The 12,642-nt window shown below is 51.2% G+C and carries 11 protein-coding genes; 6 read left to right on the top strand and 5 right to left on the bottom strand.

The features are described 5' to 3' along the window. Positions 1 to 285 precede the first annotated feature (285 nt). Positions 286 to 486 carry a hypothetical protein gene (locus C464_RS18315; RefSeq protein ID WP_152420866.1) on the bottom strand — a complete coding sequence of 67 codons (201 nt, stop codon included), beginning with the start codon at positions 484 to 486 and terminating at the stop codon, positions 286 to 288. A 495-nt stretch (positions 487 to 981) separates the two neighbouring features. Between C464_RS18315 and C464_RS02625 the strand changes: the two genes are divergently transcribed. From C464_RS02625 to C464_RS02635, 3 genes are all read left to right on the top strand, one after another. Next, entirely contained in the window at positions 982 to 2,625 is a 1,644-nt protein-coding gene (locus C464_RS02625; RefSeq protein ID WP_006111958.1) for an ATP-binding protein, read from the top strand. A 909-nt stretch (positions 2,626 to 3,534) separates the two neighbouring features. Continuing rightward, on the top strand, positions 3,535 to 4,017 hold the full coding sequence (locus C464_RS02630; RefSeq protein WP_049910785.1) for an acyltransferase: 483 nt from the start codon (positions 3,535 to 3,537) through the stop codon (positions 4,015 to 4,017). A gap of 424 nt (positions 4,018 to 4,441) precedes the next feature. Further along, entirely contained in the window at positions 4,442 to 5,014 is a 573-nt protein-coding gene (locus C464_RS02635) for a response regulator (RefSeq protein ID WP_006111960.1), read from the top strand. 36 nt (positions 5,015 to 5,050) lie between these two features. On the opposite strand, the gene C464_RS02640 is transcribed toward C464_RS02635, so the two are convergent. Both C464_RS02640 and C464_RS17185 read right to left on the bottom strand, forming a co-directional pair. Next, on the bottom strand, positions 5,051 to 5,779 hold the full coding sequence (locus C464_RS02640) for a DUF6498-containing protein (protein WP_099046393.1): 729 nt from the start codon (positions 5,777 to 5,779) through the stop codon (positions 5,051 to 5,053). Between the two features lie 124 nt (positions 5,780 to 5,903). Continuing rightward, positions 5,904 to 6,941 carry a sensor histidine kinase gene (locus C464_RS17185; RefSeq protein WP_006111962.1) on the bottom strand — a complete coding sequence of 346 codons (1,038 nt, stop codon included), beginning with the start codon at positions 6,939 to 6,941 and terminating at the stop codon, positions 5,904 to 5,906. A gap of 630 nt (positions 6,942 to 7,571) precedes the next feature. On the opposite strand from C464_RS17185, the gene C464_RS02645 reads away from it, so the two are divergent. The 3 genes from C464_RS02645 (at position 7,572) to C464_RS17200 (ending at position 10,004) form a co-directional block, all read left to right on the top strand. Next, positions 7,572 to 8,402, top strand: a complete 831-nt coding sequence (locus C464_RS02645; protein ID WP_049910796.1) for a hypothetical protein — start codon at positions 7,572 to 7,574, stop codon at positions 8,400 to 8,402. Between the two features lie 355 nt (positions 8,403 to 8,757). Further along, positions 8,758 to 9,393 carry an IS6 family transposase gene (locus C464_RS17195; RefSeq protein ID WP_080510386.1) on the top strand — a complete coding sequence of 212 codons (636 nt, stop codon included), beginning with the start codon at positions 8,758 to 8,760 and terminating at the stop codon, positions 9,391 to 9,393. A 206-nt stretch (positions 9,394 to 9,599) separates the two neighbouring features. Next, positions 9,600 to 10,004 (top strand): PIN domain-containing protein, encoded by a 405-nt coding sequence (locus C464_RS17200; RefSeq protein ID WP_006111965.1) that lies wholly within the window; start codon positions 9,600 to 9,602, stop codon positions 10,002 to 10,004. A 118-nt stretch (positions 10,005 to 10,122) separates the two neighbouring features. Here the strand turns inward: C464_RS17200 and C464_RS17205 are convergent, their stop codons facing one another. Then, positions 10,123 to 10,617, bottom strand: a complete 495-nt coding sequence (locus tag C464_RS17205) for a DUF3592 domain-containing protein (protein ID WP_006111966.1) — start codon at positions 10,615 to 10,617, stop codon at positions 10,123 to 10,125. A 334-nt stretch (positions 10,618 to 10,951) separates the two neighbouring features. Beyond that, entirely contained in the window at positions 10,952 to 12,592 is a 1,641-nt protein-coding gene (locus tag C464_RS17210; RefSeq protein ID WP_152420867.1) for a sensor histidine kinase, read from the bottom strand. Positions 12,593 to 12,642 lie beyond the last annotated feature (50 nt).

Raw genomic sequence — 12,642 nt, forward strand, 5'->3', positions numbered from 1 at the left:
CCTCGCGTTTTAGCGCGGGGAGGATGTCAAGCGATGAAGAGGACCTTGGACGGAGCGGAGGGCCGTCCTGTCAGCGGGGTAGCCGATACAGCACTGCCGGGTACAGACGAACACCCCATCGGGGGAGGAAGCGGTGGGGGTTCGATGACCGGACATTTGTTAGGAGCGGCCTCCGGTCAGTGGCCACGTACGTATCGTGCTCGGTATCATATCAAGGCTGTAGCAGTGTTTCAACGGGAGAAACACGGATTAGCAGGACCGGCTACCTGTCGGTTTGATCATTAGTCAGGTCCACAACGGGAGGGTGAATATTACTGTACTACCTGCGTCTGAGCCGATCATCGTCACTACAGCGAGTGAGCCGACCAAGTTGAGAACTATCGTCGCCGATACGATGAGGGCGAGAAATGCCCTTGTGCGAGCAATACCGGTCTTCTTTTTGAGTCGACCCTGAAACGTCGTCAGGGTGGAGGGCAGTTCAACCACACACTGACAGCCCGTGATAGATTGTAAGTATCATCTGGATAATCATTAAGTTGAATCAGCACTCGCAAGCTGGATTTGGCTCGGTACATCACGAGTGTTTGAGATACTATTCCTTTTATTACGGCATCTCAAATAAATAAATACGATTAATATTTTGGTTTTATATCTACACACCCAGAAACAGTCACCCAAGGCACGCCAGTTTGGGTAGCTATCGCAACGGTGGTTCTCGTAATCGCCGCTGCCGTCGGTCGAAGTAGAAAAATCCAACATTGAGATCTTCCTCGCGCCAAAGAGCGAGGCTTTTCCCTCGATTCTCCGTAAGAACAGATATACGACTCAGAGCGCGTCGTGTTTCCGGTGACGTAACAAGCACTGTGGTATTATTTATGAACCTGCCAAACAGTCGAGGTGACTGGCTACGATGACGATCACAATCGGCCTTGGATTCGCTCCGGTTTCAAGTAACTATTTAACAGGAACACTCCTCCACCAATGCTGCTATCATTAGTCACATCAGTTGCTATCGATGCTGTTGTCGTAAGTCTACTCGCGTGGGTAACGTGGCAGGTTGGGAAGGACCGGTCCCCGCCGAATGCGGTCCCTTTTGCGCTCATGAGCGGCAGTCTCCTACTGTGGGCACTCCTCTCGTTGGTCTCGGAATTCCCAAACGCCTGGGAGATTGGTTCGAATCTCGCTGCGCTGGCACAGATTGTCCCAGTTGTGTTTCTCCCCGCCATCTGGTTGGTCTATGTGCTTGGGTATACCGGCCGGGAAACAGGTTTCACTCGGCTGCGAAGAGCATTATTTGTTCTCCTCGCGCTCCCGTTAGTTGGGGCAGCAGTCACGTTCGAAGGTGACCCAACAAGAGAAGAAATTCAGCGCTCGATTGCGTCACTTGCTGGAACTGAACTGTTCCTGCTGTTTGCTGTGTATATGTATGCGGCAGTTGTTTTCCTCAGGTATGGGTGGAATCATGGCCGGGTATCGAGAATACAAGTTGGAATCCAACTAGGAGCAATTTCAGCTCCATATCTCATTGGTGGCTGGCTTGACGGAAGCTCGATTGTTGACGGTGTCACAGGCGGATTGTTGGTTTCGGGGATACTGCTTGGAGTCGCAATTAAACGTTATCCAGTATTGACAGGATTCCCGAAGGCGGACTATGTCGCACGGTCACGTGTTGTCGAATCGCTCCAAGAAGCAGTTATCGTTGTAGATTGGGAGATGAACATCCTTGATGCCAACGTGACAGCTGAAGAGTTGTTTGGCTGGACAACTCGAGATATGATTGGCACACCACTCGATGCGGCTATTGATGATATCTCCGGAGCTGATATTTCAGCTGGTAGCACAGAACTCGTCTCGCTTCAGACAACCGACGGTCGACGTCAGTTTCAGTTCACCGTTTCCGATGTCGAACGTGATACTAGTGACGGCGGTGGCGAGCCGGTGGCGAGAACGGTTGTCTTTCGAGACGTAACCGATCAGCGGACGCGTGAACAACGTCTTTCCGTACTCAACCGAGTACTTAGACACAACACCCGGAACAAACTCGATGTAATTTTGGCACACGCTGACCACGTCGCAGACGACACCCATCGTACAGCGATTCAAAACAGCGCTACAGATCTCGCCTCAGTCAGTCGCAAAGCACGAGAGACTGAGGCGGTCATGACCGACAGTGTTGGCTCTCCGTCGACAGTTGACATCGCTGCTGTCGCTCATGAGGTAGCCGCGACGGCCCGTGATGACTATCCAGACAGCAGCATCTCAGTCGCCGCACCGGAGCGACTACACCTAACCACCTACCGAACGGTTGTACGCCGACTCATGGCCGAACTCGTGGAGAACGCAATCGTTCACTCGGATGATCCCACACGGGTCGATATTGAAGTTCAAGAGTCGACTGACGATGGTCCACAGCTCCGTGTCGCAGATAACGGTCCCGGGATCCCCGACCGTGAGCGTGACTTGTTGACCGAACCGACCGAAACACAGATCAAACACGGACTCGGTGTGGGGCTCTGGTTCGTCAACTGGGCAGTAAGTCAACTCGGTGCTGAGCTTGAGTTCCAGTCCGCCGGCACAACAGGGACTACTGTTGTCGTTCGATTCCGTAATAACATCTCGTCATAGATTGCCGCCTCCTGCCTAGACAAGATTTTGCCTCCATTTGGCTCTCTTGAAACCATTCGAAGTTGATACATTCTGACCGGCTGTGATCAGGACAGGTGACTCATGTAACGGTGCCAGACATCAGACCTCCGGAGTCTGTCAGTAGTCTTGTGCGAGATACAGAGGGATCTATACAGCACGACGACAGATTTCATCCAGTCCGCAATATACGGAATCAACCGTGCTACTCCGAGTGAAACTTGGTCAGTTCGTGAACGAGCACATCTGATCGTAATCGTATCGGTCACATCCCTCCTTGAGATAGATGCTGAGTGTGCTGCGATATTCGGCGACGGCAACAACGCAATCGACATCTTTCGACAACGCGAACTCCGTGATGGACTCTTCTACCCACTCGCTGTCATCAGCACGGATCCGAACGCTATAATCGCCTGGAGTATTTCCCCAGGTACACTCCGCAACGGCTCCGTCGATGTATTTGCCACCGCCATCTAGCTCGCGTGCCGCGTCAACTGTATGTGTCGAAGTGTGAACCCTCTCTCCATCTCGGTTCACTTCGAGGTCAAACTGATGTGACGAATCTGTGTCGACATTGTGGACTCCGAACCACCCGAGTTGAGTGGTCGGATTCACTGTTTCTCGAACCGAAGAGAGACACCCACTACTGACGCCCGCTATCAGTACGCCGCACGTTTTAATGATACTCCGACGCCGCATACCAACGCCAATTCACTCGTCGGTAAGTGCTTTCTCTGTACTGACCGATCCGGACAGTTGGTTTTCCGAAAGACCCCAATGCGAGATACGCGCCCTACGTTCAGCAGAGTCGGGTGGTCTCTCGGGAGGTATTTTCTGACTCACCTGTCTGCTCATAGGAATGATTAAGAATAGGTGAACGCGACCCGGTCCATGGGCTCTGATATCGATGAGGCCGTGAGACTTGTCGAATCGACGACGGGAGATGTAATGATTCGTGAGTACACCACCATCCATGATTCCGAGATTGGTGACGGATGCCGGATCTACGAGCGGTGCTCAATCAAGAAGAGCTACCTCAGCGAGGGGGTCGATATCAATGCCGGGAGCTACGTCGAAAACGCTGACATCGGGTCCCACGTTCAGATTGGGCCCAACTGTAGTGTCGTCGGTGTTACCCACGAACTCCATGATCAGGGTATGGTTTTCCGAGACGACATATTCGAGCGGATTATCCTTCACGATCGGGTCTTCGTTGGTACAAACGCGGTCCTCGGGCCCGGTGTGGAAATCGGTTCTGGATCCGTTATTGCCGCTGGAGCTGCGGTTACTCAGGACATCGACTCCGGGAAGATTGTACTGGGGAGCCCCCCCGCACAACAAATTGAGGAACTTGACCACTGGACTGGTGACTAAGTTATAGGCGGTATACAATACTTGACGAATATCACCCTCTTGGATTCCATCTAAAGCTTCATCTCGTTCTTCCTCTGATGTTGCTTTTTCAAGCTGATATGATAAATTTTTAAAATCTTGAATGTCTGTGTCTCTTCCAACACAATCCCTGCCAGCCTGATGACTGTAATTAGATCATACATCTTATCCTAGGTCTATTCAATAAAGACTCTTTAATTTGACTGACATTCGCGCTGCATTTAGCACGCCTCTCTGGAAATCGACAAAATCTGACAGGATCTGTAGCGGTGCGTCCGCACACTTCAGCGACCGGATGTTTCAGATCATAACGTGCCTGAAGAATAGGATCTCAACAGAGCCCTCCATTTCAAAATCCCCGGTTATTAGACGCTGTAGCTAGTATCACCGCGCTGTGACGGCCGATATGTACGTTGACCGGCCACAGGTGCTACTCGTTGACGATGAAAAAGAGGTTGCTGACGCGTACGCCCTCCGGCTAGATGCCGTAGCTGACGTTACAGTCACCTATAGCGGCCCTGAAGCATTATCCGCAGTTGATGAGTCAGAACCTCCAGACGTGGTCTTGTTGGATCGGCATATGCCGGACCAATCGGGCGATGACATTCTTCGGGAACTGCGTGACTACAACCTCCACACCAAGATCATCATGGTCACCGCCATTGATCCGGGGCTGGAGCTCTTGGACCTCCCATTTGATGACTACCTCTGTAAACCGGTTGACCGCGAGGATATCCGAGCCGCAGTCGATCAACAGTGCCAGGTTCTCGCATATGAGCTTATTGGCGAATACTTTGGGATAGAGTCGAAACGAGCAGTCATTGCCGCAGAGTTACCGCAAGACCGACTCAAGAATCACGAGAAATTCTCAGCGCTCAACGAGCAAGCCACTAACTTACAGGATCGTATTTCTCGACTACTTCCTGACGCTAAAGAGTTGTTAGACACGTTCTCTGGCATCGAACGAGAAGCATACTGACCACCTTGGGAGGAAACTTCAAATGAATAATCACTATCATGAGAAGCTAACCTCGACATCGTCAGTTTGTGGATCAAGTCCGCTGAACCAGACCCTGACTGCCCCCATCGGTATGAGATAGGCCAGCCATGTAATGCGCGCCTCATAACTGATCTCGAATGCGATCCCGATAACTACGATAATGACTGTGACAGGGACGATCACGTATACCGATATAATAAACAGTTCACTGAGCGGAACAAATCCGAATTGAACTGCATCTAGCGGTGACTTCTCTAGATACTGCTGATCGCGAATGAAATTCTGCCAGACCCGGTGTAACTCAAAAAGTGTGATCCCAACTACTACCAGCCCGACCGACGGGGCACGTATTGACTCAACCTCAAATTGAGCCACCAGCGCTTGTAACAATACTGGAATAAGAATCCCAGTGGATAGTACATATCGAAGGATGAACCGGGCATTCCGATAGTACACTGCGGGAAACCGGCTAATCGGTTGTATCGGTGTCGGCTTGGTGTTCCACCGCTCTTCATCACTATCTGTGAGGGGTTGTGGTGTGAACAACGCAACAAACAGATACAGAACGTTGACGATCGCAATCTCCAGTACATACATTACCGCAATCTCCAGTAGACTCCATTGGAAGCCAATTATCGCAACGATGAGTGCGATGTTCAAAACGAGACCTGGAATATATTCACTTGATATCTGGAGTGTCTCTGATATTGTGTCGGCACTTCGCCTCAACGCACGTTTCCACATGTCTATATATACACTATTGCTGTACAAAACGCAATTAGCGCTTCTATCTATACAACGTCATTTCACATGTTGAGTTCTTCAGCGAACAGGGGAACCGGCCGTCCGCCCGGAGCAGGAAGCGCCTTCAAATGTTGATCTCAAATTTAGCACCACCGCAGTCTGCTACTGTGAGCGTTACCTCCCAATCATGTGCTTCTATAATCTGCTTAACAATTGCGAGACCAAGTCCTGTACCTCCACTTCGTGTGGAGTATCCAGGATTAAAAGCGACGTTGCGCTCTGCGGCCGGGATACCCGGCCCGTTATCAGCAATATAAAAGCCGTCTTCGAATGGTTGGACAGTCACGGTCACCCCGTCACCTCTCCAATTCTCTTGAGAGTTGGAAGATTTCTCATCAGTCGGGTCTGTCTTCTGATTTGGTTCTGACTGGTTGCTAGGGATAGTATGCTCAACGGTATTCCGAAATAGGTTCTCAAATAATCGCCGGAGACGATCAGGGTCTGCAGTGACGGTTGGAAGGGCCTCTGAAACTGTCAACTCAACATGCTCAGTGTCAATTGACTCCCACGCGTCTGTCGCAGTGGCCTCAACTGCGACCTCCTCTGAGGGTTGAATAACGATATCGTCGCGCGTTAGTGTAAGCACATCGCGAATAATTTGTTCCATCCGATCATGCGCGTTAGCAACCGATTGAAAATGCTCAGCATCCCCGGTCTCTTGCGCTGCCTGAAGATGCGCTTTCGCGACATCTAGTGGGTTCCGAAGATCATGGCTGATGACACTGCTAACTTGATCAATACCCGGTGACTCTCCTCTGTCTGGGCACTTACGCAGGTCTGAAAAAATGATATAGCCCGTGTCATCATCAGATGGAATTATCCGGGCGAAGAAGGGGCCCTGACGGTTATATCCACTAAGACGGACACCAACCTGATCGCCTTGGAGCAGATGGGTCAATGGCTCTTTATCCCCAGTTGTGTTACACTTATTAAAACGATCGAATATCGTCGAGATGAGTGCCCCCGACAGTTCGGTTTCAAACTGCTGGCTAAAGGCGTTATTTGTGGCTGTTATGCGAGCGTCATCAGCTTCAATAGTGTACGCAAGAGTTGGGTCAGGAAGTTCATCCAACAGAATGCTGGTGCGACGCTCACTACTCATTGGTTACCCGAACTCCTCTTTCTTACTGTTACCCAGATTGTTCACGTGTCTCAGCGGTATTGATGACTGCGTAAGCCGCCGCTTCCCACTGTCCATGGTCTCATCTTGACTCGCGCTACTAGTGGGCGTTATTTTTTGCTTCTGATTCGGAAGTACTTGAGTCATTTCAGCCAAGTTAGATTCCGTTGTAATCTCATGGTTGATCTTGATTATGAATTCCGAGCGGCGCGCTTCAATATCTGAGGCGTAACAAGAAGATCAACAGCAGCTACACCGACCATTGCTAATCTAAGCATCCGATCTTCGATAATAAAAAACGCGATAGCTATAATAGCGACAGTCGTCATGAGAGGCATTCCCCACCGGACAACTGGACTTTGGAAGAGGTTCACTGACTGCGACATATCGAATTATTAGACTGTCTCTATATAGTGATACTGGCGTGTTTCAAGCCTAGAAATTCTGGAGGATACATTATGGAAGCAAGGAGCCATCCGCTAAACATTGAACCACAACAAAACAGATAAACCGGTAAACAAGATTTCGGGCATGAAACGCAGGGTACTCGCAATACTCGTTTTGGTGGCTCTGGTCGCACTTGCGGGGTGTTCGGCAGCGGGATCATTGTCGATGAAGGCCGCAGACGACGCGGAGATAGTGGAGGCCGCCAGCCGACCAGCAGCCGTGGAAAGTCCTGCCCCAGACGATCAGGCAGTAGTTCGGGAGGCGATTGAACATGGATCAGGAACAGTTACAGCTACTAAACCGCCGGTTGAGCGAGGGCTCCCCTTTGTATATGAGGATAGCTACTACGAGGTTGACTGGAATGTAACTGGCACAGAGCCCGGAACCGCGTTCGTTGTTGGCGTTGATCTCAACGGAACAGCGTCGGCCGACGAGACAGTCGCTTTTGATGATCTCTCTAAGCATGATAGGCAGCTATTGGGCGGTCTGGTTTCGGCTACAACAGAGTCTGAGGGCCGGCTAAGACCCGGTCCCGAGGTTGCTGTTTCTGAAGAGTACACCATGGCAAAGACCAATACGTCCGTGCTATTATCCGGAGATTACAGTGCCTTACGATACAACGGCACCGTTTATCCCTTCGAGCTGAACGAACGCGAGAATGTGACGCTGACCCGCTACCGTTACACCGTCAGCACGGTCGCAGACAGCACCGCCACATACGCTCAGCAACTTCGCGAGAAGCACTTAATCACCCTCTCGGGCCTCTCAGAGGACGAGCGGATGGTGGTAAATGAGGCGGTTGACGACGTCTATTACGCTGAGGATACAGATGACGAGGCATTCCGGTCTGTGATGGACCATTTCCCGGCAGAGTCAGCGATCGATGCTGACAGCTACGACGGCACGTGGCTGGTGCGCTATGACGGGGAAATATACGTCGCAGACTTTTCTTACGGCGGGTTTGATCTAAACGATCGGCCTGTTACCGAAGAGTAGGGCCGGCCGAGAACACTTGCGGCTTCAGGCCCAAGATGAACCCGACCATACTTACTTAGCAATCTGGGCTGACCACGCGCGGTCAGAAGATATTATCTCTAAAGACTCTAACAGAATTAGAAAACTTAGGCTCTGTTGAAATCATATTCTTCGGATATTTTCTCGCCTGAAACAGCCGGTCGCTGAAGGGTGCGAACTGATCAACGAATTTCTTGTCCGTCCTCCTGCTTATATAGGGCCAGCGTCAGGTTCTTTTGTCAACGGCGTAAGCAAGAGAGAATAGGAACGAAACAAATGCGAGGACGGTGTTCAGATAAGGATTGAAAGGTGAGGCGGTGCGTTTTCAAAGTGTTCTATGCCCGAAAACGACCGCCTCAGTGGCTGTTTAGACGAGATCAACTTAGAGTTTGTGGAGCGAGAGGCAACACCGAAGCTGTTGATGAAACTCAGTATTCAGCTTCATTTAGCAGGACTATCTCTTTCGAATACTGTTTCGTTTCTTGAGGTATTCGGTGTTGATCGGGTTCGATCCACCGTTCATAACTGGGTTCACAAAGCCGATCTACAGCCGGAATCTAGTCGGTGCCCGAATCAAGTTGCGGTAGATGAAACCGTGATTCAGCTTGATGATGAACAATATTGGCTGTACGCCGCCGTCGATCCCGACTCAAACGATTTACTCCATACAAAGCTTGAACCGACAAGAACAAACGTGATCGCAGATCAGTTTTTCGCGGAACTCCGGGAGAAACACGACGTAGATGACGCGATCTTTCTCGTTGATGGAGCGGTTCCACTTCACCGAGCCTGTGAGAAACACGACCTCGATTTCAGATACGAACGACATGGAAATCGGAACAGCGTTGAACGTGTCTTTCGTGAAATAAAACGCAGAACTACCAGTTTCTCAAACTGTTTCAGCAACGCCAAAGCAGAAACTGCTGATACGTGGCTCAGATCGTTCGCATTCGCATGGAATCAGCTTATTTGAACACGAGGAATGCGAGTCAGCGAAGACCTATACGCTCGGGTGAAATCGGAGAACCGAGAGGGGGAAACACTCGCAGAAACATTGGACCGGCTGGTCGGTGGGTATTCGCTAACTGACTTCGCTGATGATGCGACCGAACTTGATCTTGAGGTGAGCGTTGAGGACGTGACTGACGGATCAGTTAGCGCGACGCCGCCCGGGTCGGAATGATTCTGGACACGCAATACCTCGGCGCGCTGGCCGATGGCGATGAGGCTACACGTGAGAAGGCACGAGAGCTTGATGAGAGAGTCCTCCCGACCCGCGTTCCGCCAGCAGTCGTTTGGGAGGTCGACACTGGTATTGGAAATGCCCCACTGGCGGAGCAAGGAGAGAAGTTGTATGCGCTCTACGAGCGACTGATTGCGAGCCGCTCAACTGTCGATCTCTCACCGGAAGTAGCTCGCCAGGCTGGTAGGTTGAACGGCGAACATATGAAGTCCGACGTGCTGGCAGAACTCGACGGTGCCGACTCAATCGTCGCCGCTCATGGTCTACTACTTGGCGAGCCAGTGGTCTCGAATGATTCCGGCTTCCGAGATGTCGAAGGTCTCGAAGTAAAGATCTACTGAGTTGCGACAGCCACTCCACCTCTGTCGAACGCTTCATAGAAGTCCTGTACTGACCACATCCAACTCAGAATATATCATTTCCCGAGGGTTTCAACAGAGCCAAAATTTGCTATTCGACTCAGAGCTTCCGTACAGCAGAGATAATTGAAAGTATACTGAATATACCACCGGAGACGATTGTCATAAGAGGAGCATTTGAGATATTGTCTTTTAAGAATGCGTCTCCCGGTTGGTCCGGAAAAACATACGCGACAGTCTGTTCTCCCTGTTCGTACTGCTCCATAGCAGACTCGGCACCGGATCGAGTGTCATAGTTCTGTTCGATATCTGCTGGATATATTTTTGTACCAGCATATTCGGTGCCGTCGCATGTATACTCAAACTCAACGATTGGCTCGTAATTTACACGCATATTTGACGACGTCCCGCTGTCTGTCTCGATGCCGATCTCCGTGATAGTCGCATCAACCTCAACCGACTCTCGAACTGCCTCCGTTTGCTGTACATAGTCGTACCCTCCGTAGCTGACGATCGCAATTCCAATGACAAGATACAGTAACGCACCCTTGAGGCTATCAGGACCGTTAATGTTTAATCCAGAACCGTTTGCCATCTTGTTAATCACCCCAAACTCGGTTCGGGTCGGTCGGCGGTGAATTGTTTCTGCGGAGTACAGCTTTCTGTGGGTCAACCTGCCTGCCAAACAGTGAGTAGTGGGGGATGGAGTGAGTAAATCGGCGTTTCAATTGTTGTCTATGTACTCGATGATTCACGAGGGCCCTTATCCCAGCGGTGCGGTGCCGTGGGATTCCTGCGTCTTCAGGCGCGGGAGGATGTCAAGCTCCAAACGGACAGGCTAGAATAATAGTATCTGCCTCTTCGCTTCTGAACCAGAAACGGTCGTTTGTAATCTGTCGGCAGTGATGTCTAGCTCAGCGTGACACCTGTTAATCGTCAGGAAGTGGTATCTGTACTCTGACTGCCGCCCCTCCGAGATGACTCTCCTCAAAAGTTAGCTTCCCGCCGAGAGACTGTACTGCCCAGCTGGTCCCCCAGAGACCAATTGAAGTGGCGTGGCCAAGTCTGTCTTCGGAGCCCGCCTGAACTGCTGTCACCTCTTGTTCGGGAATTCCAGGCCCGTCGTCGGCAACAACTACTTCGGCCCCAAACGTCGTCATTTCGCACACAATCTCTACAACCGGGGTCTGTGTATTGTTATGTTCGATGGCGTTCTCGATGAGATTCCGGAGTGCGAATCTCAGTAGTTCCCAGTTGAGTGTGACGGAAGTCTCTGGGATCGTAACGGTAACCTCGACTGTCTCGTCTGTGGAAGTGACTTCCGCGACGACCGACCTGATGAATTCATCCAGCTGCTGAGTAGCCGTCTCCTCTCCCTGCCGATTAATCAGCGTCTCGATTCGCCGGGCATCTGTGCTTAATTTCTCTAATTCATCAGAAATGTCAATTATTTGTTTTACCTGTGCCTTGGCATTACGATCTTTGTCAGTCGCAAGGTCGGCGCGAGCTTGGATAGCACTGAGGTCGTTGCGTATATTATGCCGTAGAATACGGTTAAGCACCTGAATACGCTCACGCCGCATCTCCCGCTCGGTCACATCGATGAGCGTAATAGTGACGCCAAGCCGCTGTCCGCCGCCACCAGTGACAGTTGAAACACGGGGGTCAAACTGCCGATAGCCATCTGAAGTCCGGTGTTCGAGCACATTGACGTCACGCAAACCCCTAACCGACTGTCCAAGCATCTTCTCGAACGCGTCACCCACAGTGTCAGAACCAAAGAGAGACTGTGCCGTTGCGTTCGCGCTGACAACGGTACCGTCGCTGTTTACCACGAAGACTGGTTCGTCCATCTCTGTGACTACTGATCGGAGCCCTAAACGACTCGTGCCGGGGCGACGAGTCAGCACATCGTACCGGACGACAGCCAACCACAACGAACCGCCGACGACTGCGAACACGCTGCCATTCAGGAATGTCCGGGCATCCGGGTCAATACCCAATGACTGTGCCGCCATCAATAACACGGCGACTGGAAGCACTAACACCACACCCTGTCTCAGCGAGTGTCCGCCGTGTCGATATGTCGAAAGCAGAATCGCACCGGCGACCGCAAACGTCACTCCATGGAGTCCCACTATTCCAAATCCCAAGAACGCGGTTGTGACCGCTGAATCTGGGAAATCTCCAGAGATACTCGCAATGAATACTCCAATGAACACGTAAACGAGAGCAGCGCAACCGACAATCCTAGCTGTCGTTAAGATGTGATCTCGACCAGCATATCTGAGACCGAACATTGCCCATGGGACTAACACCGCCGCCCAGATTATTAGATTGAGCGTTGAGTACCCGTCCGTCGGGATAACAACCTCGTAAACCGGGAATAAGACCACCAGAAGTCCGAAAAGACCCGCTAAGAGAAAAAATGGTACAACGAGGTCGGCGTGGCGTTCACGCAGTTCCTCTCGTCGGAACACGCTTAGCCACACTGGAAGGGCAGATATGAGCAGTCCAATTAGCACCGTCAGAACGGTTGCGAGCGTCCCAGAAGCAACGGTAGCGCCCATCACAAACACACATTGTGAACTATCTCGTATGTATCAATCGGCGGCAATGC

The organism is Halorubrum coriense DSM 10284 (genome assembly GCF_000337035.1).
GTDB classification, from domain to species: domain Archaea; phylum Halobacteriota; class Halobacteria; order Halobacteriales; family Haloferacaceae; genus Halorubrum; species Halorubrum coriense.